This is a genomic window from Spirillospora sp. NPDC052242 (assembly GCF_040679555.1).
Lineage (GTDB): Bacteria > Actinomycetota > Actinomycetes > Streptosporangiales > Streptosporangiaceae > Spirillospora.
In genome coordinates this window covers 47,513-70,901 of the sequence record NZ_JBFAUZ010000048.1, presented here as the reverse complement: position 1 = coordinate 70,901, position 23,389 = coordinate 47,513, and the positions used below count along the sequence as shown (strand labels likewise).

Annotated in this window: 20 protein-coding genes and 3 pseudogenes; 13 read left to right on the top strand and 10 right to left on the bottom strand. The window is 70.1% G+C overall.

The annotated features are described in order from the left end of the window. The 4 genes and pseudogenes from AB0L25_RS32050 to AB0L25_RS32035 all read left to right on the top strand — a co-directional run. Nucleotides 1-203: pseudogene (locus tag AB0L25_RS32050) on the top strand (sugar phosphate isomerase/epimerase); the annotation flags it as partial. Nucleotides 204-279: 76 nt separating this feature from the next. Continuing rightward, nucleotides 280-2,379 (top strand): PQQ-dependent sugar dehydrogenase, encoded by a 2,100-nt coding sequence (locus tag AB0L25_RS32045; RefSeq protein ID WP_500176480.1) that lies wholly within the window; start codon nt 280-282, stop codon nt 2,377-2,379. Nucleotides 2,380-2,433: 54 nt separating this feature from the next. Then, the gene (locus tag AB0L25_RS32040; RefSeq protein ID WP_500176479.1) at nt 2,434-3,342 is read left to right on the top strand and encodes a LamG-like jellyroll fold domain-containing protein; all 909 of its coding nucleotides are present in this window, start codon (nt 2,434-2,436) and stop codon (nt 3,340-3,342) included. Nucleotides 3,343-3,581: 239 nt separating this feature from the next. Continuing rightward, complete coding sequence (locus AB0L25_RS32035) at nt 3,582-3,887, top strand: hypothetical protein (protein ID WP_500176478.1); 306 nt, start codon at nt 3,582-3,584, stop codon at nt 3,885-3,887. An 87-nt stretch (nt 3,888-3,974) separates the two neighbouring features. Here the strand turns inward: AB0L25_RS32035 and AB0L25_RS32030 are convergent, their stop codons facing one another. From AB0L25_RS32030 to AB0L25_RS32020, 3 genes are all read right to left on the bottom strand, one after another. Continuing rightward, on the bottom strand, nt 3,975-4,436 hold the full coding sequence (locus AB0L25_RS32030) for a GNAT family N-acetyltransferase (protein ID WP_500176477.1): 462 nt from the start codon (nt 4,434-4,436) through the stop codon (nt 3,975-3,977). A 98-nt stretch (nt 4,437-4,534) separates the two neighbouring features. Continuing rightward, a complete protein-coding gene (locus AB0L25_RS32025; RefSeq protein ID WP_500176476.1) occupies nt 4,535-4,840 on the bottom strand; it encodes a TetR/AcrR family transcriptional regulator in 306 nt (101 codons plus the stop codon). Between the two features lie 464 nt (nt 4,841-5,304). Then, complete coding sequence (locus AB0L25_RS32020; protein ID WP_500176475.1) at nt 5,305-5,910, bottom strand: TetR/AcrR family transcriptional regulator; 606 nt, start codon at nt 5,908-5,910, stop codon at nt 5,305-5,307. Between the two features lie 70 nt (nt 5,911-5,980). On the opposite strand from AB0L25_RS32020, the gene AB0L25_RS32015 reads away from it, so the two are divergent. After that, a complete protein-coding gene (locus tag AB0L25_RS32015) occupies nt 5,981-6,874 on the top strand; it encodes an NADP-dependent oxidoreductase (RefSeq protein ID WP_500176474.1) in 894 nt (297 codons plus the stop codon). A 132-nt stretch (nt 6,875-7,006) separates the two neighbouring features. Continuing rightward, on the top strand, nt 7,007-7,153 hold the full coding sequence (locus AB0L25_RS32010) for a hypothetical protein (protein ID WP_500176473.1): 147 nt from the start codon (nt 7,007-7,009) through the stop codon (nt 7,151-7,153). A gap of 94 nt (nt 7,154-7,247) precedes the next feature. On the opposite strand, the gene AB0L25_RS32005 is transcribed toward AB0L25_RS32010, so the two are convergent. From AB0L25_RS32005 to AB0L25_RS31995, 3 genes are all read right to left on the bottom strand, one after another. Further along, entirely contained in the window at nt 7,248-8,021 is a 774-nt protein-coding gene (locus AB0L25_RS32005) for a glycosyltransferase (RefSeq protein ID WP_500176472.1), read from the bottom strand. A gap of 447 nt (nt 8,022-8,468) precedes the next feature. After that, nucleotides 8,469-9,143 (bottom strand): recombinase family protein, encoded by a 675-nt coding sequence (locus AB0L25_RS32000; protein WP_500176484.1) that lies wholly within the window; start codon nt 9,141-9,143, stop codon nt 8,469-8,471. Nucleotides 9,144-9,436: 293 nt separating this feature from the next. Further along, nucleotides 9,437-10,072 carry a TetR/AcrR family transcriptional regulator gene (locus tag AB0L25_RS31995; protein ID WP_500176471.1) on the bottom strand — a complete coding sequence of 212 codons (636 nt, stop codon included), beginning with the start codon at nt 10,070-10,072 and terminating at the stop codon, nt 9,437-9,439. A 146-nt stretch (nt 10,073-10,218) separates the two neighbouring features. Here AB0L25_RS31995 and AB0L25_RS31990 point away from each other — a divergent pair, with 146 nt between their 5' ends. Continuing rightward, nucleotides 10,219-10,977, top strand: a complete 759-nt coding sequence (locus AB0L25_RS31990; protein ID WP_500176470.1) for an SDR family NAD(P)-dependent oxidoreductase — start codon at nt 10,219-10,221, stop codon at nt 10,975-10,977. A gap of 45 nt (nt 10,978-11,022) precedes the next feature. Here the strand turns inward: AB0L25_RS31990 and AB0L25_RS31985 are convergent. Further along, nucleotides 11,023-12,294: pseudogene (locus AB0L25_RS31985) on the bottom strand (Tn3 family transposase); the annotation flags it as partial. Nucleotides 12,295-12,514: 220 nt separating this feature from the next. Further along, a pseudogene (locus AB0L25_RS31980) lies at nt 12,515-12,940 on the bottom strand (recombinase family protein); the annotation flags it as partial. Between the two features lie 291 nt (nt 12,941-13,231). Between AB0L25_RS31980 and AB0L25_RS31975 the strand changes: the two are divergent. The 3 genes from AB0L25_RS31975 (at nt 13,232) to AB0L25_RS31965 (ending at nt 16,889) form a co-directional block, all read left to right on the top strand. Beyond that, nucleotides 13,232-13,771: a pyridoxamine 5'-phosphate oxidase family protein gene (locus tag AB0L25_RS31975; protein ID WP_500176469.1), complete on the top strand. Its 540-nt coding sequence runs from the start codon at nt 13,232-13,234 to the stop codon at nt 13,769-13,771. A 101-nt stretch (nt 13,772-13,872) separates the two neighbouring features. After that, on the top strand, nt 13,873-16,464 hold the full coding sequence (locus AB0L25_RS31970; RefSeq protein WP_500176468.1) for an excinuclease ABC subunit UvrA: 2,592 nt from the start codon (nt 13,873-13,875) through the stop codon (nt 16,462-16,464). 83 nt (nt 16,465-16,547) lie between these two features. After that, nucleotides 16,548-16,889 carry an Lrp/AsnC family transcriptional regulator gene (locus AB0L25_RS31965; RefSeq protein ID WP_500176467.1) on the top strand — a complete coding sequence of 114 codons (342 nt, stop codon included), beginning with the start codon at nt 16,548-16,550 and terminating at the stop codon, nt 16,887-16,889. 11 nt (nt 16,890-16,900) lie between these two features. Here the strand turns inward: AB0L25_RS31965 and AB0L25_RS31960 are convergent, their stop codons facing one another. Then, a complete protein-coding gene (locus AB0L25_RS31960) occupies nt 16,901-18,004 on the bottom strand; it encodes a tyrosine-type recombinase/integrase (RefSeq protein WP_500176466.1) in 1,104 nt (367 codons plus the stop codon). Between the two features lie 259 nt (nt 18,005-18,263). Between AB0L25_RS31960 and AB0L25_RS31955 the strand changes: the two genes are divergently transcribed. Continuing rightward, nucleotides 18,264-19,553, top strand: a complete 1,290-nt coding sequence (locus tag AB0L25_RS31955) for a hypothetical protein (RefSeq protein ID WP_500176465.1) — start codon at nt 18,264-18,266, stop codon at nt 19,551-19,553. A 590-nt stretch (nt 19,554-20,143) separates the two neighbouring features. Here AB0L25_RS31955 and AB0L25_RS31950 read toward each other — a convergent pair. Continuing rightward, nucleotides 20,144-21,631, bottom strand: coding sequence for a serine/threonine-protein kinase (locus tag AB0L25_RS31950; protein ID WP_500176464.1), 1,488 nt, complete (start codon nt 21,629-21,631; stop codon nt 20,144-20,146). A gap of 237 nt (nt 21,632-21,868) precedes the next feature. On the opposite strand from AB0L25_RS31950, the gene add reads away from it, so the two are divergent. Further along, nucleotides 21,869-22,879, top strand: coding sequence for an adenosine deaminase (add, locus tag AB0L25_RS31945; RefSeq protein WP_500176463.1), 1,011 nt, complete (start codon nt 21,869-21,871; stop codon nt 22,877-22,879). Continuing rightward, the gene (locus tag AB0L25_RS31940; RefSeq protein WP_500176462.1) at nt 22,876-23,388 is read left to right on the top strand and encodes a cupin domain-containing protein; all 513 of its coding nucleotides are present in this window, start codon (nt 22,876-22,878) and stop codon (nt 23,386-23,388) included. The genes add and AB0L25_RS31940 overlap by 4 nt, the downstream gene beginning before the upstream one ends. The last annotated feature ends 1 nt before the right edge of the window (nt 23,389 follow it).

Genomic DNA, 23,389 nt, shown 5'->3' with positions numbered 1-23,389 from the left:
CCCCGCTGCCCGAGGGCGTGCTGACCGGGCGCGGCATGCTCGGCGACGGGTGCATCGACCTGCGGCGGTTCCGCGCCGCCGTCGACGCCGCCGGCTACGGCGGCCCGATCGAAGTGGAGATCTTCAACGAGGCGCTGTGGGCCATGCCCGGCCCCGAGGCGCTGGCCCTCACCCTCGCCCGCTACCGGGAGCACGTCGAGTGACCCCACCCGCACCGAAGTCCGGAAAGCGCTTCCAGTAAGCGCTTTCCACCCCACCCCCACGAGAAGGACGGTCGGAATGCGAAAACTCAGCTGGAGTCCGCTCGCGATCACGGCGCTGCTGGCGTCGCTGATCGCCGTACCGCCGGCGGCGTCGGCGGCGGAGACCGCGCCCGCCCCGGCGCCCATCCTCGACCCGATCCCCGAGGATCCCGCGCCCGCCGGGCTCGGGCTCGTCCTGGAGAAGGTCGCCCAGCTCCCCAAGTCGGAGCCGTCCGCCCCGCCGACCGACGACCGGCTGAAGCGCTGGAACCGCATCAACCACGTCGGCGAGCTCCCGGACCGCTCGGGCCGCCTGTTCGTCCCCGACCTGAACGGCAAGCTGTACCTCCTCGACAAGAAGACCCGCACGCCCCGCACCTACCTGGACGTCGGCGCGACGTTCGCGCCCGACTTCTACTCCGCCGCCGGGCTCGGCCAGGGCTTCGGGTTCGTCGCGTTCCATCCGGCGTTCGCGAAAAACGGAACGTTCTACACCACCCACGTCGAGCGCGGCACCGCGCTCGAAACGGAGGAACCCGACCTCCCTGAGCAGCCGAAGACCGGCTACCACGGCGTCCTCACCGAGTGGATCGCCGACGACCCGTCCGCCGGCACCTTCACCGGCACGCACCGCGAGGTCCTGCGGTTCGGGTTCTCCGGGCGGATCCACAACCTCCAGCAGATCGACTTCAACCCCAACGCCCGGCCCGGCGACCCCGACTACGGGATGCTGTACATCGCCGTCGGCGACGGCGGCAACGGCAACGTCGGCGCCAACGGCGGCGACCCGCAGAACCTCGCCATGCCGCAGGGCAAGATCCTGCGGATCGACCCGTCCGGCACCAACGGCGTGAACGGCGAGTACGGCGTCCCCGCCGACAACCCGTTCGTCGGCCAGGACGGCAAGCTCGCCGAGATCTACGCCTACGGCATGCGCGACCCGCACCGGTTCAGCTGGGACACCCGCGGCTCCAAGCGGCTGTTCCTCGCCCACATCGGCGAGCACGAGATCGAGTCGATCCACGAGATCGAACCCGGCGACAACCTGGGCTGGAGCGAGCGCGAGGGCGCCTTCACCTTCCGCGAGGACGACCGCTGCCACCTCTACCCGCTGCCGGAGGACGACCTCGAGTACGGCTACAACTACCCGCTCGCCGCGTACGACCACGACCCGCCCGCCGACTGGGACTGCCGCAGCGACGTCGGCAAGGCCATCTCCGGCGGCTACGTCTACCGCGGCAAGCTGAACGCCCTGCGCGGCAAGTACCTGTTCGGCGACATCGTCAACGGACGGCTCTTCTACACCGAGGAGTCGGACATGAAGCGCGACCCCACCGGCCAGGACCGCGCGCAGATCTACGAACTGTCCGCCTACACCACGTCCGGTGAGCCCGTCACCATGCGGGACCTCGCCGGGGACGAGCGTGTCGACCTGCGCATCGGCTCCGACGCCAAGGGCGAGCTGTACCTGCTCTCCAAGGCCAACGGGACGATCTGGAAGATCGTCGACACCCGGCGGTTCGCCGAGTGCCGCACCGGCCCCGCCCGCGTCGGGCACGCCGCCGACGCCGGCGACTGGTCGCCCGTCACCCCGTCGAAGTGGCGGTTCGAGCACGGCCAGGTCGTCCTCGCCGAGGCGGGCGAGGCGCGCCCCGGCCCCCGCCGCCCCTTCGAGTACGCGGTGCTGAAGAAGGGCCCGGAGTTCGCCTCCGCCCAGATCGACGCGGAAGTGCGGCTCGACACCCCCGTCGCCGAGTCCAACCGCGACGTGATCGTCGTGTTCGGCTACCGCGACGACACGCACTTCTACTACGCGCACCTGTCCAGCGACAACACCATCTACCCGCACAACGGGATCTTCCTGGTGAACGGCGCCGACCGCGTCCGCATCGACCGGCAGTGGAACGCCAACCGGTCGAAGGGCGCGCCGCCCGCCGTCACCGACGCGAACTGGCACGACGTCCGCGTGCGGCACTGCGCGGGCACCGGCGAGATCGCCGTGTACACCGACGGCGCCGACCGTCCCGTCTTCACGGCCCTCGACACCACGCTCGGCTCCGGCCGGGTGGGCTTCGGCTCGTTCGACAACATCGGCCGGCTCCGCGACCTGACCGTCCGCGGGACCCCCGCCCGATGACCCCACCGGACGGGCGGGGCCGCCCCGCCCGTCCGGCTCCCCGAGGAGACCGACATGCGCATCCGCCGCACCGCACTCGTCACGACCGTCCTGCTGGGCGCCTCCCTCGCCGCCGTCCCCGCCCAGGCGTCCGGCCCGCACCTCCGCAAGGACCTGGTCGCCCACTACGACTTCGAGCACCCGATGCCCGGCGACCCGTCCCGCGAACGCGACCTCGGCCGCTCGCACACCCCCATCGACCTGGTGAACGGCGGCGCCGCCATGCGCGTCCGCGACGGCTCCCGCAGGAACGTCGTCCAGCTCCGGCAGATGAACGGCGCCCCGAACGACGACTGGAAGGCCGGCGTCTACTCCGCCACCGGCGTGCCGACCCTGCGCGCGTTCAACGCCGCCGCCGGCGCCACCCTCTCCGGCTGGTTCAAGATGACCGGCGCCAACCCGAGCCCCAACACCAACACCGCCGACCCCGACGACCGCTACAACGCGATCGGACTGTCGGGCGTGCTCACCGGCGACTCCGACGGCCACGCCGTCCGCGCCCTGCTGGAGATCATCGACGTCTCCGGCGAGCTGCGCGTCGTCGCCCTTGGCCGCCGCGTCGACGGCGGCTCCTCGCAGACGTTCGCCGCACAGCAGGACTGGCGCTCGATCCTGCCGTCCCATACCTGGGTGCACCTGACCGCCACGTTCGACTACGACACCGGGGAGATGAAGCTCTACAAGAACGGCGAGCCGCTCCCGGGCTTCTACACCCGCACCGGCGACCCCTGGGGACTCGACGGGCCGCCCGAACCCGACGTCACGTCCGCCACCGACCCCCGCGGCATCAAGATCGGCGGCAGCTTCCCGCAGGACGACGCCGAGGCCAACCCGTGCGACTGCAGGATGGACGACCTGATGTTCCTCGACCGTCCCGTCACCGACCGCGAGGCCCGTCAGATCTACCGGATCACGAAGCACTGACCCGTCCGCTCGAAGGGCCCGGTGGCGCGCCACCGGGCCCTTCCGTTGCACCGCCTTCGCCAAACCAGTTGTCGCTGTCGGCTCGTCATTCGAGCTCCTGCGGTTTGCGGTAACGTCGGAATCAGGTTCCCTGAGCGACAAGGTCGCTCATTTTCGTGCGCGAAGTCGGAGGTGATTACGGTGCATCCGGTCTTGTGACGGCCCCAACCCGGGGCGTCGCGGAGCCGAAAGGTGACCGTATGAGCAAGACCGACAAGACCCGGCCCTGGTGGGTGGGAATGGCCGAAGCGCCGATGGTGAACTGCCGTCCCGTCCATGACCACCGGTTCGGGCCGTGCACGCTGCCGGAGGAGATCACCCCCGACAGCACGTCCATGAACCGCCGCGGAAGAAGCGGCTGCTACTGGGGCGCCACCGACCACTACCTGTTCGATTGCGGCACCCTCGGTGGCGGCCGGGAGTGGTACCGCCTCCGCCGCGAAGACCGTCGCCGCAGCCGTCACCAGGCGCGCCGCGCGCTGCGCGCCTACAACGGCGAAGACTGAGAAGAGAAGGCAGGGCCCGCCTTTCGCGGGCCCTGCCCTGGTCCGCCGGCCGGCCAAGAACCCGCCGACACCGGTGACCTCAGCGAATCAGGCCTTGCGATAGACCTGGCGGGAGCCACCCTCGGGGCCCGGTTCTGCGGCCTCCGCAGGGATGAATCCGAGGCGTTCGTAAAAGATCCTGGCGCCGCTTTCGGTGGCGCCGGGATGATCGACACCGAAGGTCACGACCTCGACGGTTGCGGGGCGTTGGACGAACCTGCGCATCGCGTCCGTCATCAGAGCGCGACCGATGCCCTGGCCGCGTGCCTGCTCGGAAACGACGAGCCAGTGGACATGGTAAGTCGGAGGTTTGCCCCCAAAGAGCAGCCCGCCAAGAACCACGGACCCCGTCGTGGCGGTGGCGACCAAGGCCGTGCCCCGCAGAATGTGCTTATCGACGGAGGCGTGGAAGCCCGGGTCCTCGACCATAGGGCCGAACCAGTGCTCGACCTGTCCCGCCAATGCCGCGAAGCCGGATGCGTCCCGCTCGTCGGCAAGCCTGATGATCACGCCTACAGTGTCGCAACGCTTCAAGCAGCGAGAAACGCTCGCCCTCAAGCACCACCGCGACCGTTCGTACGCCGACGCTCGTGACCGCAACGGTTCGGTCAGTGCGCGCGAGGCCGCAGCGAAGGTGCGTCTTGCCGGCGCAGCGGCGAGCCGTCCCTAGCCGGCTGTGTCGGCCAGGGCGCGGAGAGCTGGGCGAGCAGTCGGGCGATCTCCTCCGTCGGCACGTCGCGGAGCTCCTCCATCTCCAGTAGTTGGCGGCCGACGGTCACCCCGAACACGACCATGGTCATGAGGGTCGCGCGCCGGCGCGCATCGTCGTGCCCGCCGATCGAGTCGCCGAGCCGCTCGATCTGGCCCGCGAGCACCGTCCGGGCCGCTTCGGCGGCCTCCGGATGCGTGAGCATCTCACGCCGAATCGCTCACCGCCGGGACCGGCACGTTCAGCATCGACCCGCTGGCGGGACGTGCGCGCCGAAGAAGGACAGCGGTGGGCCGCTCGCTGGACGAGGACGAGTCGATCGAGCACTGCGGCTCCGGCTCGCGCTCCAGCGCCGCGGAATGCGGCCGCCCGCCGTCGACGCTCCCGGCGGCACCAGCCGTGGGCGGGCCGTTCGGACAAGATCGCCAGGACGACCGAATAGCTGAAGCACAAGCCGGGACCGCAAGTGCGTGAGCGCGGGCGGCCTGATGACCGCTCGAAGCGAGTCAAGCGCGCTCTCTCAAGAGAGGGCGGGCTGCGTCAGCCCACCGGAGATGTCGACCGCCGACTTCGCCGCCGTCGAGCGGCAAGAGCACCGGCGACCGCGAGCGCAGCCGCTCTCGCAGAACACCTCATGGCAGCCACCCGCCGATCGCGTTGGCCGCGGGACTACGGTCCGGCCGTGGGGGCGGGATCTCCGACGGGGCAGGCGACCTCCCAGGCCGCCTCGATCATGCGGAAGATCTCGTCCACCGCGGCCTCCGGATCGGCCGCCTCCCGGGCCAGCGAATAGGCGTCGATCACGAACCTGGCGATCGTCCGGCAGGCCGTCGCGGTCGGCGCCGCGTCGAGTCCGGCGGCGATGGCCGTTGCCAGCGCCTCCGCATGGCGCAGCCTCATCGACTCCTCGTACTCCCGCAGGGCGGGCGTTTCGTCGACCAGGCGCCAGATCGGGGCGGCGCTGTCGGCCGTGCAATGCCGCACCAGGGCGTGGATCTCGCGGCGCAGCGCAGGGACGAGCGGTTCGTGCGGCTCCCGGCCGGTGACCGCCCGCGCGAGGCGTTGCTCGAAGTCTTCGTCCTGCTCGAAGACGAGGGCCTCTTTCGAGGCGAAGTGCGAGAAGAGCGTGGTGACGGCCACGTCGGCTTCGGCGGCGACGTCACGGATGCCCACCGCGTCGTACCCGTGCTCGAGGAAGAGCCGCAGCGCGGCGTCGGCGATCTTCTGGCGGGTCGCGGCCTTCTTGCGCTCACGGCGTCCGGACGGCACGGTCATGGGCCAACGCTAGCAGGTACAAAGCCGTAACGGTTTTTAAATCGTAACCGTTAGTGTTACGGTCGGCGGCATGAAGAGAGTGAGTTTCGCCGAGTTCGGCGGTGCGGACGTTCTGCAGCTCGTGGACGCCGAGGAGCCCCATGCGAGTCCCGGCCAGGTGCGCATCGCCGTGCGGGCGGCGGGCGTGAACCCCGTCGACTGGAGGATTCGTGAAGGCCAGTTCCAGAAGGTGCATCCGATCGAGTTCCCCGCCGGGGTCGGACAGGACGCCTCCGGCGTGGTGGACGAGATAGGCGAGGGCGTCGAAGGGGTCGAGGTCGGCGACCACGTGTTCGGTGAGGGCTCGAACACCTACGCCGAGTTCGCCGTGCTGTCGGCCTGGGCCCGGATGCCCGACGGGCTGACCTTCGAAGAGGCGGCCGGATACCCCTCCGTGGTGGAGACCGCGCTCCGCATCGTCCGCGAGGTCGGCGTGCAGTCCGGGCAGACGCTGCTGGTCAGCGGTGCGTCCGGGGGAGTGGGATCGGCGGTGCTGCAGATCGCCCGCGACCGCGGCATCACGGTGATCGGCACGGCCGGGCCCGCGAACCAGGACTATCTGCGCAGCCTGGGCGCCGTCGCCACGACCTACGGCGAGGGCTGGGTCGAGCGGGTGCGGCGGCTCGGCCACGTCGACGCGGCTCTCGATCTCGCCGGCTCGGGCGTGATCCGCGAGCTCGTCGAGCTGACCGGGGATCCACGGAAGGTGATCACCATCGCCGATCTCGGTGCGCCGGAATTCGGCGTCCGGTTCTCCGGCGTGGCCGGAAGCATGCCAGAAGCGCTCGCCGAGGCCGTCGGCCTCATCTCGCGGGGGAAGCTCCACATCCCGGTCGAGAAGTCGTACACGCTCGCCGATGCCGCGGCGGCGCACATCGACAGCCAGGCCGGTCACACGCGCGGGCGCCGGGTCGTGCTCGTCTGAAGTCGGCTGCGCGTCGTCCTCAATCAGAACCCGAGGACGGCGCGCAGCCTCGAGGGCCTCGGTGGGCGCCGCCGCAGTGCGTCGCGCGGCGGCTCTCCGCCGACACAGCTGGGATCGAGATCATGGTGGAGGTTGACCTTGGGGCAGGGTGGACGCTCGGCACAGCGGCACGAAGCCGACCCGGACACGACATCCCGAAGGAAGACCTCCATGACGATCATCCTTTCCGACCAGGACAAGAGCACCCTGCGGATCGCCGCATTCGGCGCCGTGTCGTGACCGCCGCCGGTGCCGCTCGTCCCACGCCGGGTGCGTTTCCGCAGCGATCGACACGCTCGGACGGACGGGGCCCATCCGTGCAACGTCCGGTTGATCAGCCTGGGGACAGCGCTGCCCCGCCACGGTCGATCGTCTCGAGAAGAAGCTTCGCGGCCCGCTCCGCCCCGTCGGTCCGGACCGTCTCGGCCACAACGGCCGCGCGGGCACCGGTCTCGGGGACCAGAGCGACCTCGAGGGCGGCCGACAGGGACTCGGCGGTCGGCGTCGCACCGTCATGCCCCGTGCCGATGCCCAGCTCGGTCACCCGGCCCGCCCAGTACGGCTGGTCCGCGACCTGAGGCACGATCACCTGAGGCGCCCCCGCACGGGACGCCGTCGTCGTGGTGCCCGCGCCGCCGTGGTGCACGACCGCGGCCACCCGGCGGAACAGTGCCTGCTGATTGACTTCACCGACGACCAAGCAGTCGTCCCGGTCGTCGATCAGGTCAAGGTCGGCCCACCCGCTTCCGAGCAGGACGCGACGACCCTGCGTCCGGACCGCTTCGATCACCGCCCGGGAGAGCTCCGGCGCGCTCGCGCCCCGCATCGGCATGCTGCCGAAGCCCACGTAGACCGGCTTCGCTCCGACGGCCAGGAACGCTTCCAAATCGCCCGGGAGCGCGCGCTCGTCCGGCCGGATCCACGCGCCGGTCTGCGTGACGTCGAGCTCCGGCGTCTCCTGCCACGGGCCCAGGACCGGGTCGGCCGCCAGGAGCGGGTGGCCGGTGTAAACATGGTCGCGGACGCCGCTCACCGGCGGCAGCCCGACCGAGGCCCGGTGAGCGTTGATCATGTCGCCGAACAGGCTTTCCAGGTGCTCGGCGTGCAAGTTCCACAGCTGCCGGTTGTCGGCCGCCTCAGTCGGAACCGTCTGTCCGGGCCAGCGGAGAGGCGGGTGATGGGACGACGGCACGTTACACGGAGAGAGGGACGTGAACACATAGGGGACGCCCAGCTTCTCGGCCGCCGTCCGTGTACCGGCCAGGGCCGGGAACGAGCCGGTGGCCACGATCGCGGCGCAGCCCTCAGCCGCCTCGGCGACCGTCTCGTAAGCCGGCCTCGGGGAACATCGGTACAGCGGTTATCGGTGAGAACGATCTTGTTCAGGGTGAGAGGGCGCTGACCCTGTTCTCGTACTCGCGGCGGGCCTTGCGCTGGGCCGGAACAGCCGGGACACCCTGGTCGCCGTTGAGCGGCTGACAGCGGTCGAGGAGCTGACGGTGCACGGCGGGGACGGCGGTCACGCGCAGGGTGTAGCCCTGACCCCGCCATACGGTCACCCCCTGGTCGAGCGCCTCCTGCTCGGCGGGTCCAGTTTGCAGGCGCGGAGGAAGTCGGCGACCTTGCCCGGCATGTCGAGGGTGACCGGCAGCTCAGGGGCGGCGGCCTCCTCAGTGGCGGTGTGGTCGGGCAGAAGGTCGGCGACGGCCGTGCGGATCGCGCCGCGGCTGACTCCGTGTTCGCGGGCGAGGGCGGCGATGGAGTGGCCTTCCAGGTACGCGGTGCGGACGTCGCCGGTCTTTGTGGTTGCCACGGCGGGGCGGCGTCCGCCCTTGCTGCCCTTGGCCTCGGCGGCGCGCAGTCCGTCGTAGGTCAGCTCGCGTTGGAGGTCACGCTGGAGTTCGCCGACTGCCGCGAGGGTCTGCACCATGAACTTCACGGTGGACAGCAGCTCGCCGGTGCGCGGGTGACGGGCGGTGAGGTCCATCGCGGAGAACGCGCCGTCGTGGATGCGAAGGGCGATCTGGTCGCGGTGGAGGACGTCGAGCACGTCGAGGATGTGGCCGGTGCCGCGTACGAGGCGGAACATCTCGGAGATGTGCACGGTGTCGCCCGGCCGGGCGTAGTTCAGCAGCTCGCGGAACTTCGGCCGCTGGAGCGGGTGGAGGCGACTGGAGGTCCCTGGGTACTCCTCGAAGACGACCGGGTCCTCGATCCCGGCCTCGTCCAGGACGAGGCTCTGCCGGGCGGTGGACTGCTGGTCGGTCGAGACGCGCTTGTAGATTAGGTTCGCCAGCGAGGGGCCCCTTCCGTACGGAGGATCGGACCCTATCTGTCGTCAAACCCTGTCAGCAATCACCATCGGATCTGATTGGATTCGCACCGCCCCGAACCCCCTGATTGCACGGGATCATTGGACGCCTCGGCCTCCTGTCGTCAAACGATCGTTTGCCGACAGGTATTGCAGGTAAAGGCGTCACGGTCTTTGGCATTGCGCGTCAGTGTCGAAGTTCCGGCTTCGGGTCAGGCCCGCGGGTCGGGACTGTATCTGGCGAGCATGGTCTGGACGGCTTCTTCGACGGCGTTGTGAATGTCGGAGGCTGCGGGGTTCCAGCCGGTCAGCAGCATGCGGGGCCACAGGACGTAGTTGGCGATCATGCCGAGGAACTGGTTCGCGGCGCTCTCAGCGTCGGGCACATCAGCGTTGCCCGCCTCATGCTCGGATTCCAAGTAGTGCTGGACGGAGGCGAAGTAGGGCAGTTTGCCGAGCCGGAACTGCATCCGTCCCAACTCGGGGAAACGAGGCAGTTCGGCGATGACGATCCGGAACAGGCCTGCCATGCGGGGCTGGCCGATCAGGTCGGCGTAGCGGTGGCCGATGGCTGTCAGCCCGGAGCGCAGATCTCCCGCCTGTGGCCGCGCGGCGGTATCGCCGGCGTCGCGCTGCCAGGACTCGGTGACGATGGCCTCGAAAAGGGCCGCCTTGGTGGGGAACTGCTTGAACAGGGTGGACTTCGAGACCCCGGCCGCTTCGGCGATCCGTGCGAGGGAGGTGCCGTCGTAGCCACGGTCCAAGAACAGTTCTGTGGCCGCGGAGATGATCGCCTCGCGCTTCTGCTGGGCGAGCCTGCGGTGATGCGCGGTGAGTTCTGCTGCCATGCGGAGAGTATGCCGCAGCCCCGAGGCGAGTCACTTGACTCGCCTCGGGGCCTCGCCTACGGTGCACCAGCAAGGCGAGTCGAGTGACTCGCATCTGATCTGTGGCACCTGGGCACATCCTGGTTGTCGCACGGTGGAGGAAGTTCATGACAATCGACAAGATCGCTTTGGTGACCGGTGCGAATCGCGGCCTCGGGCGCAGCGCGGCCATCGCCCTGGCCACACGCGGGGTGCGGGTCGTGGTCACCCACCGCGGCGATGCGGCCGGGGCTGAGAAGACGGTGGAACAGGTGCAGGCGGTGGGTGGGACTGCCGCTGTTCTCCGGCTCGACATCAGCGACGTCTCCTCTTTGGCGTCCTTCACCTCCGAACTGGGCGCGCAGCTGGAGCGCTGGGGTACTTCGCGGCTCGACATCCTGGTCAACAACGCGGGAGTGGGAGTCTTCGGACCGCTGGAGGACGTCACGATCGACGACTTCGACACGGTGATGGGCACCAACGTCCGGGGCACGTTCTTCCTCATCCAGTCGCTCGTGCCGCTGCTGGCCCAGAGCGGCCAGGTCATCAACGTCTCGACGTCTCTGACCCGCCACACCAGCCCCGCCACCTCGGTCTACTCCGCCTCGAAGGCGGCCGTCGAAGCTCTGAGCCGCACCCTCGCCGCAGAACTCGGCCCGCGCGGCATCCGGGTCAACTCCATCGCCCCGGGGCCGACCGCCACCGATTTCAACGGTGGAGCGATGCGGGACGACGCCGGAATGCGCCAGGTTCTGGCCGGACAGACCGCGCTCGGCCGCGTCGGCGAACCTGAGGAGATCGGCGACGCCATCGCTACGCTGGCCTCCGAGGGACTGCGCTGGGTCACCGCCCAGCGCATCGAGGTCTCCGGCGGCGCCCTCCTGTGACGCCGGGCGACGGCCGGTAAGGAAGCAGGCAGTGACGGCCCCGACTCACTCCGAGCCGACCGACTCGTCCTCCTCCAGCTCTGGCGCATCAGGGTCCCGAAGCGGGCGCAGGGCGCCAGCGGCCGGAACGCTGGCGGTGAAGCTGTAGCGGCCAAGCAGGTTCAGGTTGCGGTGCTTGAGCGGGGAGAGCCGGGCGATGTCCTCGTCCCGGATTTCGTGGCCCTCGGCCTGGAGCTGGGCGGACGGCGGCGTCGATGTAGCGGGTGGTCCAGAGCACGATGGCGTTGAGGGCCAGACCGAGCGCGCCGAGCTGGTCCTCCATGCCGTCGCGGTACGCCTGGTGGATGGTGCCGCGCTTGCCGTGGCACACGTCCCGGGCCAGCTTGTGGCGGGACTCCTGCACCGTGAGCTGCCGGTTCATCTGACGCCGGTAGGTATCGTCCACCGGGTCGACCACCCGCAGCAGGTGCTCGATCTTCGCGATCCGCCCGTACTCCGCGAACGCCGTCCCCAGCGGAGTCGGGCGCCCCTCGCGCCCGAGCATCCGCAGCAGGTCGTACGCGCGGACCTGGTTGGTGACCAGGGAACTGGCGACCTTCAGCATGTCCGGCCAGTGCGTGATCACCTTGTTCAGGTTCACACGGTTGCGGGCCAGGTCCTCCACCGCGCCGTAGGTGCCGGTCTCGACGCCGGGCATCGTGGCCCGCCAGAACCGCTGGTCGTCCAGGTCGCGGAACCGCGGGCTGAAGTTGTAGACGAGGATCTTGAACAGGCCGAAACACCATGTCGGAGTACGAGGCGTTGTCGGTGGCCACCAACTCCGGCTTGACTCCGCCGTCCACGTTCAGCAGCGCGCCAGGATGTGCAGGGAGTCGCGCGGGGTGCCGGGCACGACCATCTGCCCGATGCCCGCGACCTGGTCGTTGACGGCGTTGAGCCAGGTGATGCCGCGCTTGAACCGAAGTACTTCGGCGACGGCGCCGCGCTGATGGTGCGGACGGGGACGACGAACCGCAGCCCGTCCACCGAGGCGAGCAGCCCCTCGCCCCAGAACTTCACGATGGGCACCTCGGCCTGGGCGGCGATCAGCCGCGCGTTCGCGGCGGCGATGGTGTCGGCGCGCAGGTAGTACTGGTCGACGTGCACGAGCCGGGCTCGGGTCAGGGCCTCGTAGCCGGGGTTGACCACCGGGGCCAGGTTGATGTTGCACGCCTCGGACACCAGCAGCGCGACCACCGAAGTAGGCAGGTCCTTCATCCGGGTGGTGCCGTCGCCGAGGTGGACGAAGGCGTCGAGGAACCCGGTCCAGGCGTTCACCAGCACGCACACCACGTACGCGTCCCGGTCCACCGCGCCCTGCGGCAAGTCGGGGTTGGCGTACGTCGGTGAGGGTCTTGTGGACGACGCCGACGGAGACGCCCACGCCGGCGGCGATGGTGCGGATGGATTGGCCGCGCTCGCGGCGGTCCAGGATGGCAGCGCGTTTGTCGGCGTCAACGACGGGCCGCCGGCCGCCGACGCGTCCGCGGGCGGCTTCCAGGCCGTTGTTGGTCTTGCGGACGATGTCGCGGCGGCGGTCCTCGGCCAGGGCGAGGGCCAGGTCGAGGATGAGGGAGCGTTCGGTGTGCTCTCCGGCCGCGATACCGTCCAGGACCTTGACGGCGATGCCGCGCTGGAACAGGTCGTTGAGGACGATCAGTCCTTCTAGGAGGTTGCAGCCGAGGCGATCGACCTCCTGGACGGCGAGCACGTCGCCGTCGCGGATGTGGGACAGCGCCTCCAGGAGCGCGGGCCGGTCGTCGGTCTTCAGCTTGCCGCTGATCTTCTCTTCGACGACCTTCCAGCAGATGGGGTCGAGGGCGTCGTGTTGCCGTTGGGTGTTCTGCTTGTCGGTGCTGACCCGGACCAGACCGATGAGCGCCGCGACGACCGCCTTCCGTTCATCTCCGCAGCCAGCGATCACCGGCGGCCTACTTTGCGGCTCGCCGTGGCTTCGGGAGTTCTAGGCCATAACGGCCGCCACCTCAGCCACAAGACTGGCGGGCCGTCATCGAGACGACTTGACCGACCGCTCGCCTACCTGGCGGCCGGGGACACGTTCGGAAGAAGGACGTCGGCCGGACGGCCCGGTGGCGTCCGCAGGACGGATAAAAACATGACACAAGGTGTCAGGTTTTAAGGCGATCATGGGTTCACCGGTCGGCGCCGATGGTGGACGCGGACCGGATCCCACGAACAGACAAGGAGGAGCTCCATGCGCGAAACGCGAGAAGATCTCAAAGAGCTGCAGGCCCTGCTGGACGCCTCTCTGTCCCGCTCCACCTCGCACCTCCGCTCGATCATCAACACCGCGAGCACACTGACCGCAGAGCAGCTCACCGGGGTCCTCACCGGCATGTGCACCCTGGCCCTGTCCACCGTGACGGCGAAGGGCGAACCGCGGATCAGCGGCGTGGACGGGCACTTCCTGCACGGCAAGTGGCACTTCGGCACGGCGCGCGGTGCCGCCAAGGCCCGCCACCTGGCCGCCCGCCCGGCCGTCAGCGCCGCGCACATGCGCGGCGAGGACCAGGGCGTGTTCACACACGGCACAATGGAGATCCTCAACCCCCAGCACGGCGAGCCGGCTGCGGACTGGCCGGACCTGCTGGCCTACCTCAAGGACTTCTACGGCGCCGACTCCGCCGACTCCTTCGACTGGGACAACGACGTGGTCTACTACCGGCTGCATCCGCACTGGATGAGCGTCTACGCCCCCGATATCGCCAAGCGCACTGCGGTGTCCCGGTCCTGATCGGCGGCACGGGCCGTATCGGGACGGCCACGTGCTGGCCGACAGATCTGGTGAATCGGCCGCTCGGCGCCATTGGTGACGAGTGGCCGTCGTGTAGTGGCGTGATCGGTTTGTTCGGCATGGGTGGAGGCCTGGCCGCCCATGCCCTGCTGCGTTGCGAGAGGGTGGAACGAAGGTTGACTGTATTCGTACGGGACGTCGCGAGTATGGGGCGCGAGACCATCGACGTGGTGGGGGCTCGTACCAACAATCTGCGGGACGTGTCGGTGAGCATCCCCAAGGGGCGGCTCGTCGCCTTCACCGGAGTGAGCGGCAGCGGCAAGACCTCGCTGGCCATCGACACTCTGCACAACGAGGCCCAACTGCGGTATCTGGAGGGACTTTCGCCGTTCGTGCGGCAGTACATCACCCAGCGCAATCGGCCGAAGGTCGACCGCGTACTGGGACTCGGCGCGACGCTCGCGGTCGACCAGCGCCGCCTGAACCGCAACCCCCGCTCCACGGTCGCGACGATCACCGGCATCGACGGGCACCTGGGGCTGCTGTACTCGCGCCTTCCGGGGATCGGCGCGGCCCCGGCGGCGGAGAGTGGGGACGGGCCCTTGACGACCGCTCACTTCGACCGCAATACACCAGAAGGGAGCTGCGTGGACTGCCACGGGGTGGGCGGGCGCTGGCAGGCGCAGGAGGACCTGATCATCACCCACCCGGAGCTTCCGCTCTTCGAGGGCGCCTCGCCCTGGTTCGCGAAGTGGCGGTCGGGGGAGCACGCGTTCGTGCCGGCGCTCGCCGAGAAGCGGGGCGTGGACCTCGGCCGGGCGTGGCAGTCGCTGCCCGAGGAGTTCCGTCACTGCGTGCTGTACGGCACGGGTGGGGAGAAGATCGAGGCGACCGTCGACATGCCGAACAAGAATGAGACGGCCCTGATGACCTACACCTCGAGCCAGCCGCTGCGGGGCGCGCTCGCCGAGGTGGAGCGGGTGTTCGTGAACGCCCGGACTCCCAACGCCAAGCAGCGCTACCTGCCGTACATGCGCAAGCAGCCCTGCGGCACCTGCGGCGGCAGCGGGTACGACCAGGTGGCCCGGTCCGTGCGGCTCGGCGGGCTGACGTACCCCGACCTGCTCGCGGTGGAAGTACGGGAGGTACGCGACTGGGCGAAGCGCGTGGCCGACGACCTGAACGCCCGGCAGCGCGAGGTGGGTGAGCCGCTGCTGCAGGACCTGGGCCGCAGGCTCGGGATCCTTGACCGGCTCGGCCTGGCCCATCTCCAGCTGTCCCGGAGCGCGGCGACACTGTCGGGCGGTGAGCTGCAGCGGACCCGGCTCGCCGCGCAGCTCAGCACCGAGCTGAGCGGCATCGTCTTCGTCCTGGACGAGCCCGGGACCGGGCTGCATCCGGCGGACAAGGCGCACCTGCTCGACATCGCCCTGGAGCTGCGCGAGGCCGGCAACACGGTGCTCCTGGTCGAGCACGACCCTGAGCTGATCGCCCGGGCCGACTGGGTGATCGATATGGGGCCCGGCGCGGGCCGCCTCGGCGGTGAGGTCCTGGTATCGGGGCCTCCCGCCGCCGCGGCCGCCCACCCGAAGTCGCTGACCGGGCGCTATCTGGCCGGTGAGGGGCCGCGGCTGCGCCGGACCCGCCGCCCGGCCGAGGATGACACCGGCTGGGTGGAACTGCACGGCCTGCGTGCGCACAACGTGACCGCGGACCTGGTGCGTTTCCCCGCCGGTCGGCTCACCTGCCTGACCGGGGTGAGCGGCAGCGGCAAGAGCAGCCTGCTCGGCGCGCTCGGGGCGAGCGTGGAGGCCGCCCTGAACGGGACCGCGACCGACACGGTGCGGGAGGTGACCGGCCTCGAGGGGTTCGGCTGGGTCGCCGTCGCCGATCAGGAACCGCTCGGGCGAACGCCGCGGTCCAACCCGGCTACCTACAGCAAGGCGTTCGACATCGTCCGCAAGCTGTTCGCCGAGACCGACGTGGCGCGCGGGCGCGGAGTCAACGCCTCCTGGTTCAGCTTCAACACCGCGGATGGCGGCCGCTGCGAGACCTGCACCGGTTACGGCCGCAAGCTGGTCGACATGCACTTTCTGCCGGATGTGTGGGTGGTCTGCGACGCGTGCGAGGGCCGACGTTACAAGCCAGAGGCATTGGAGATCAGGTATCAGGGGTTGGCCATCGATCAGGTGCTGGAGCTGACCGTCGCCGAGGCCGTAGAGCGGTTCTCCGAGCCCCGGCAGCTCGCGGAGACCCTGGGAGCCTTGAACCAGGTCGGGCTTGGATATCTCCAACTCGGCCAGAGCGCCACAGAGTTGTCCGGCGGCGAGGCGCAGCGGCTGAAGCTGGCGTCCGCGATCCAGCGCGGTGCTGCAAGCCGCAAGGCGGGCCTCGTCGTTCTCGACGAGCCCGTCTCGGGCCTGCACCCGTCTGACATCCAGCGTGTGGTGGACGCGCTCGATGTATTGCTCGACTCGGGCAACACCGTCGTCGTGGCCGAACATGACATCCCCGTCGCCGCGTCCGCGGACTGGGTGATCGACCTGGGGCCGGGAGCCGGCCCGGACGGGGGCACCATTGTCGCGGAAGGCACCCCCGACACCATCGCGACCACCGACACCCCCACCGCCGGTTTCCTCCGCCGGTACACGGCGGGCCTGCCACTCCTGGAGGTGCGGGAAAACGGCTGCTGAAGGGCCAGCGCGCGTCTTGCGTCACGTCCTGCGCTTGTTCCCCAAGGGCACTCCTGGCCCGAAGGCAACTGTGACCGGCCGACTTGCAAACCCGTTGGAGCGCGAACGCAGACGGTGGACCAGCGCGCCCAGGCTCACGACAGGCTCCGCCGCAAGCTGAAACGATCACGCCGGCCTTCTCCGAACGGATGCAGGCGGACCCGCAGGTCCGGCAGTGCCACCCGGGCGCTGGACCATGGGACTACGTGGTCGTCCTGGCCGCACGAAGCATGTGCAAATGCCGCCGCCTCGGCGACCGTCTGTTCAAGGCCGACGACAACATCAGGCGTTACGAGACCCTGATCGCCTTCGACACCATCAAGACCGGCCTGGCCCTCCCGCCGCCCGCTATGAAGTCCTCTGGCCAACAAGACGGCCGACGGTGACAGGCGGCCCGTCAGTCCCTGCCGCCAGCAGCGGGGGAGGAGTTCCGGTGACGGGCCAGGATGCGGGTGAGGTCGGTGACTGGCGAGGAGGCGAGCTTGTGGTTGGTGTCGTCGTACCCGCGGGTGGTGCGCGGGTCGGCGTGCCCGGCCAGGTCCTGCACCTTGGCGAGCGGGACGTCGTTGCCGAGCAGGGTGGTGATGACGGTCCGGCGGCCGCTGTGCGGGCTGAGCTTGGACGCGGCCGGCAACCCGGCGAGTCGTGCCTGCCTGCGCAGGATGTTGGTGACGTCGCGTTGGGTCAGCCGCTTGTCCCCGGCCTTGGCCCGGTCGAAGGGGTGGGGCGTGGTGACCAGCAAAGGTCCGGGCGGGCACGAGCCGCCATGCCGGTCGGCTCGGACGGAAAGGTACGCGTCCAGGACCCGGCAGAGTTCGCCGTCCAGACGAACGTAGTCGCGGCCATCGCGGCCCTTGCCCTTGGCGCTGTGCCACAGCACGCGGTATCCGGCCTCGGTGCCGAGATCCGTCAGGTCTGCGCCGGTGAACGCCGATACCCGTAGTGCCGTGTAGAACAGCAGAGCCGTGACGGCCGCGTCGCGCCATGCGGCCTCGGTTCCCTCGTCGACGGCGCGGCGCTCGGCGGTGTCGAGGAGCAGAGCGGTCTCGGTGACGCTGAGGGTCGGGGCCTTGCGCGCCGACGCGGCGATCTGCGCGCTGGTCGGCCGCTTGACCAGCACCGTGGGGTTGCGCTCGGTGATGTCGTTGGACTGCAGGTAGGTGTACCAGGACGAGACGGCCGCCAGGCGTCGCGCCCGGGTCGCGGCGCTCGGCGGGCGCGACCGCCCCCGGACGTTGACGGTCATGGACGCCGACCAGTCGTCGACGTCCGCGCGGCGCGCGGCGCACGGGTCGAGCCCGGTGCGGGCGCAGTAGTCCAGCCAGACGGCCAGATCGCGGTAGTAGGCGCGGCGGGTCGCGTCGCTGCTCTGGCTCCGCAGCCACGCGGCGGTCAACCCGCGCAGACCGTAGCGATCGCCGGGCTCATCGGGCTGCAGTGCGGGCAGGAGCGCGACGGCCTCACCGATCGGCTCCGGCGAGAGCGCCGCAACCGACTCCACGGACGGCGACGTCGCAGGGGCGGGAACCAGCGTCGCGCCTTCCAACACGCCCCCCGGAACCGGCCCCGGCCCTGCCCCGCCGGATGGCGCCCCGGCGTCGCTCGGGAGGTCGGTCGCTGATGGCTCGCCGCTCATGATCATGCACACCAGGATAACCGTCATTATCCCGGAGCCTCAATCGCTGAGTTCTTTCGCGTTTGGAGTGTCGCGTTAATAACTAAGCGTGCTGCGAAGCGAAAGCATGGCTATGGTGTGGCGAGTGAGCAGCGAGAGCAGCAACGACAACGTCGCCGACGAGTCCACGGACACCGAGCTCGCAGCCTCTGCGGTCGGTGGTTCGCCGATCCGAGGAGCAGCACTGGAGGACGTCGGAGTCGAGTCGCCGGCTCCGACGTCGGCTGCGGACGATGCCCCGGTCGTCGAGTCCGTCCCCGGGCCGGAGGCAGGGACCGCGGCCGAGGCGTCGGCTCGGGCGTCGGCGGGGGAGTGCGCACTGGCAGGTTGCACCGAGCCACTGCCCGCGCATGGTCGCGGCCGGCCCCCGAAGTACTGCAGCAAGGCACATGCCGATCAGGCCAGCCGGGACCGCCGTGCCGCCGACGCCGCCGCGGTCGACGAACCACTTCGCCAGGCCGAAGCACTAGCGCAGCAGGTGCCCACGGCCATCAGCGTTCTGCAGGACCAGTTGAGCCAACTGCAAGAGTTCCTCGCCAAAGCCCAAGACGGGGCGCTGGCCCGGGTGCGGCGGGCGGAAGCGGAGACGACGGCGGCCCGGCAAGCAGAAGCCGATGCCGAGGCCCGCGCACTGTCCGCCGATAAGGCGCGTGAGGAGGCGGTCGCCGCCGCCGAGGCCGCCATCGCCGCGCAGCGGACCGCCGAGCAAGCCGCTGCCCGCGATCGCGCGGCCCTGGAGCAGGTCCGCGTCGACACCGCCGAGGCGATCGCGGCGCACCGTGTCGCGCTCGATGCCGCGCGAGACGCGCAAGCCGCCGCCGAGACCGCCCGCGACGCCAAGGCCGCCGAACTGCGGGACCTTCGCACTGCCCACGAGCAGGAGCGAGCCCGACTCGAAGCCGCCGCCCGCGCCCAGGCCGATCAGCTGCAGGCTCTCCAGACCGAACTGACGCACAGCGCTACGGCACTGGCGAATACCCGAGAGGCCCTGGTCGCCGCACAGGGCGAAACCCGCGCCCAGCAGGCCCGCGCCGACGCCGCCGAGCAGGCCCGCGACGACGCAATACGGCACGGGCGTGAGGCAGGTGCTCGGGCCGACGCCCTGGAACGCCGCCAGCAAGTTTTCCAATCCGCCGCCGAAAAGGCGGCCGAGGAAGCGGCCGCCGCGCAGAGCGCGCTCGCCGCCCGCCAGGCCCTTTGCGACCGGCTCGAAACCGACCTGGCGGCCGCCCGCGCCGACGCCTCGACGCAACGCGAACGTGCCGTCCGCGCCGAAGCGTCCCTGAGGAAGGAGGACCAGGACCGCGCCGCCCCAATCGACGGAGCCGACCAGGACGGCGAAGCTCCCGGGAAGGCCCCCGAGCACTCGAACTAGACGTATATGGCTCTACGGGCGGACGCCGAGGTGGTCTGTGCCAAGCTCACTTCGTTGGTGTAACGCCGTGAGCTCGCGGCATCAGTGCACGATGCAGATCCTCGATCGGTTGCCCGGACGTATCGGCCAGACCGAGCATCTGTAGCCGGTGGGTGCTCGCCGTCCTCCAGCGTCCACCATGGCTGTTGCTCGATCGAGCATCACGGGGCAGATCCGCTCCCTCCAGGGGCGGGCAGACGACGGTCGCCGATGAGGACGGGCAGGTCTTCCGGCCGACGATCCGGTTGCGCCCGACGGAGTTGTCGCGGGAGTGACTGCGGCGGCGCTGCTAATTGTTCGGGTGCTCCAACACCTTCACTGGACGGTGATGGACGCGCTGGCGTTGCTGTACCGCTACGCCGACTCCGAGGCGGTGCGCTATGGCCGCGCCGAGACCGTCCCGCTGGAGCATGTGGTGACCGACACCCGGCGGGGCGCCGTGGCCTGTCGGCGCTGTTCTGGGCTCGCCTCTTCGAGACGACATGAGCAACCCACCTGCCCGGATTGCGACACCCGAACACCTGGTGACGAACTCCTTGGCTGCGGGCCGTTCAGCGGGGGCGATGGCCAGATAGGGCGTCGCCGGGTACTTGAACGCCGGGAAGGGCCAAGGTCGATCGTGGGCTGGGTCCGTACGACTTCGCGGTGCCGGCGATCGCCGCCGTGATCGCCGTCAGGACGCTGAAGATGATCGCCAACGCCACGGCGACGCCGTCGCCGCCCTCGAAGCCGAAGACGAACTTGAGTTGAGCGCTCAAGGACGTGCCCCAGAGCAGCGGCGCCAAGAAGATCGTCGCCGTTACGTAAAGCGCGCAAAGTGCGCACAGTGTCCACGCGCCGGCAATTCTGCGGGCGAACGTGAACCCCGCCGGGACCAACAGCGCCCCGGCGCCGATCACGCCGCCGAACGCGTTCACCAACACCACGCCGGACCAGTGACCGGTCGGCACGCCGACGTAGAAGACGTTATAGAGCGCGAACCAGACGAGCATGCCCGCGGTGAGCACCGCCAGGATGCCGGCGGTCATCGCTGCTGCGGCGTTCGCCCTCGGCTTGGAGGGCGGCATGTCGGGGTGGGGGCCGGAGGGGTGCCAGGCGAACTGGCCGGGGGAGGGCTGACCGTAGGGGGTGGTGCTGGGTTCGGACGGCGGGCTCGGTGCGGCCGGCCGCGGCGGCATCGGGCTCTCGACCGCGGTGGCGCCGGCCGCCAGGAGAGCATCGTCGCCTCCCGGTGCCGTGCCGAGACCGAGTAGAGCGAGCAGGACGTGCGGTGCGGTCGGCCTCTGGGCGGGCTCCTTGGCCAGGCATGCGGTGACCAGCCCGGCCAAGGGCTGGGGAAGCATGCTGGTGTCGGGCGTGGCATGCAGGATGCGATGCATCACCGCGGGAACGGTGTCGTCCCCGAACGGGGAGCGGCCGGTCGCGGCGAACAAGATGGTGACCCCCCAGGCGAACATGTCGGTCCATGCGCCGATCTCCTGGCCGCTCACTTGTTCGGGCGCCATGTAGGCGGGAGTTCCGACGACCTGGCTCGTCATGGTGGAGGTGCCGTCGAAAGCCTTGGCGATGCCGAAGTCGATGACTCGCGGACCGTCCTCGGCCATCAGCACGTTCGGTGGCTTGAAGTCGCGGTGCACGATTCCGGCCTGGTGGATCGCCGCCAGCGCGGTGGCGGTGCCGATGGCCAGCCGCTGCAGGGCCGCGCCTGTCCGCGGCCCCTCGTCACGGACGAGCCGGTACAAGGACGGGCCGCGCACGAACTCGCTGACGATGTAGGGCTGATCGCCATGGAGGTCGGCCTCCAGCACCCGAGCGGTACAGAAATCGGCGACCCTCTCCGCGAACGCCAGCTCACGCACGAAGCGCTCGCGGGCTTTCGGATCACGTGCGACATGAGCGCGCAGCAGCTTGACCGCCACCTCCTCGCCGTCCGGCCCGCGCCCGGCGTACACGACGCCCTGCCCGCCTTCCCCGAGACGGCCGGTCAGCTCGTACCGTCCCAGCCGTTCGGGATCGTCGGGTTCCAGTGAGGCAGCCATGGTTGTCTATTTGACCATGCCGGAGCACTGGCCGAGCAGTGATCGCCCACACTCGCGGCAACCGCGATCTTCGGCACGGTGGTGGAGGTCGACGAACTCGCGCGCAGAGGACCGGGCTCGGCCGGTCCGGGCCCAGGTTCCTCCACTGCCGCCGTCGATCTGACGGCCCTCCGTCCAAATCTGTATGCTCGGCCGTACAGATCAAGTTGTATGGTGAGCCATACAGATCGGAGGGCGATGAACATCGAGGATTGGATCCAGGGGCTGCCCAAGGTGGAGCTGCACCTGCATCTGGAAGGGGCCTTGCGGCCGGAGACGCTGTTCTCCCTGGCGCGGCGCCACGGCGTCGCCCTGGGCGCGGAGAGTCCGGAAGAGCTGAGCGGCCTCTACAGGTTCGAGAGCTTCGACGACTTCGCCCGGCTGTTCATGGCCGGGTTGGAGGTGCTGCGCGGCGCCGAGGACTTCGCCGACGCCACCGCCGCGCTCGCCGCCGAGCTGGCGGCGCAGAACGTCCGGTACGCGGAAGTGACCACCACGCCCCTCCAGCACCACCGCCGCGGCGTGGCGCTGGAGGAGTACGCCGCCGGCCTGGACGAGGGACGGCGGCGCGCCCGCGACGAGCACGGAGTGGAGATCGGCTGGATCTGCGACGTCCTGCGCAACGCCGAGGACCCGGAGTCGCATTTCACCGTGGACTTCCTGCTGGGCCGCACGGCCCCGGAGGCGGTGGTCGGGCTGGGGCTCGGCGGGATCGAGGACGGTTTCCCGCCCGAGCCGTTCGCCTCGTCGTTCGCCAAGGCCAAGGCCAACGGCCTGGCCGCGCTCCCGCACGCCGGGGAGACCGTCGGCGCCGAGAGCGTGTGGGGCGCGGTCCGGTCGCTGGGCGCCGACCGGATCGGGCACGGCATCCGCTGCCTGGACGATCCGGCCCTGGTCGCGCACCTGGCCGAACGGCGGATCCCGCTGGAGGTGGCGCCCACCTCCAACGTCGCGCTCAAGCTCGTCCCGGACCCGCAGAGCCACATGCTCGGCGAGCTGGCCCGGGCGGGGCTGGCGGTGACGATCAACACCGACGACCCGGCCTACTTCCGGACCACGCTGAACGACGAGCTGCGCGCGGCCCACGACCTGCACGGCTTCACCCGCCGGGCGCTGCTGGACGCGCAGATCACCGCGCTGGACGCCTCCTACGCCCCCGCCGCGACAAGGACGGCCATCGGCCGCGAACTCGAGGAGATCACCCCGTGAGCCGCATCGACCCCGACACCATCATCGCCCGGCTCGGCCTGGGCCCCCTGCCCGTCGAGGGCGGCCTGTTCGTCCAGACCTGGCGCAGCGGCTCGGACACCTCCCCGTCCGGCACCGCCACCTACGCCGCGCTGACCGACGACCCGGACTCCTTTTCGGCGATGCACCGGCTGCCGGTCGACGAGATCTGGCACTTCTACCTCGGCGACCCCGTCGACCTCCTGCTGCTGCACCCCGACGGGACCCACTCCACACCCCGGCTGGGCCAGGACGTCCTCAACGGGCAGCACGTCCAGTTCGTGGTCCCCGCCGGGTACTGGTTCGGGGCGTCGCTCGCTCCGGGCGGACGCTTCGCGCTGTTCGGCAACACCCTGGCCCCCGGCTTCCACAGCGGCCTGTACGAGGGCGGGGAACGCGCCGCGCTGGCCGCCGGTTGGCCGGACGCCGCCGAGCGCATCGCCGCCCTCACCCGGCCCGGCGGCGAGCTGTCGATGCCCCCCGGCCTGTGAC

Coding starts and splice junctions, on each gene's coding strand:
- AB0L25_RS31950 (WP_500176464.1), bottom strand. CDS start 21,631: ATGGCTGCCTCACTGGAACCCGACGATCCCGAACGGCTGGGACGGTAC.
- AB0L25_RS32025 (WP_500176476.1), bottom strand. CDS start 4,840: ATGCTCACGCATCCGGAGGCCGCCGAAGCGGCCCGGACGGTGCTCGCG.
- AB0L25_RS32020 (WP_500176475.1), bottom strand. CDS start 5,910: ATGACCGTGCCGTCCGGACGCCGTGAGCGCAAGAAGGCCGCGACCCGC.
- AB0L25_RS31975 (WP_500176469.1), top strand. CDS start 13,232: ATGCGCGAAACGCGAGAAGATCTCAAAGAGCTGCAGGCCCTGCTGGAC.
- AB0L25_RS32035 (WP_500176478.1), top strand. CDS start 3,582: ATGAGCAAGACCGACAAGACCCGGCCCTGGTGGGTGGGAATGGCCGAA.
- AB0L25_RS31995 (WP_500176471.1), bottom strand. CDS start 10,072: ATGGCAGCAGAACTCACCGCGCATCACCGCAGGCTCGCCCAGCAGAAG.
- AB0L25_RS32015 (WP_500176474.1), top strand. CDS start 5,981: ATGAAGAGAGTGAGTTTCGCCGAGTTCGGCGGTGCGGACGTTCTGCAG.
- AB0L25_RS32040 (WP_500176479.1), top strand. CDS start 2,434: ATGCGCATCCGCCGCACCGCACTCGTCACGACCGTCCTGCTGGGCGCC.
- AB0L25_RS32045 (WP_500176480.1), top strand. CDS start 280: ATGCGAAAACTCAGCTGGAGTCCGCTCGCGATCACGGCGCTGCTGGCG.
- AB0L25_RS31990 (WP_500176470.1), top strand. CDS start 10,219: ATGACAATCGACAAGATCGCTTTGGTGACCGGTGCGAATCGCGGCCTC.
- add (WP_500176463.1), top strand. CDS start 21,869: ATGAACATCGAGGATTGGATCCAGGGGCTGCCCAAGGTGGAGCTGCAC.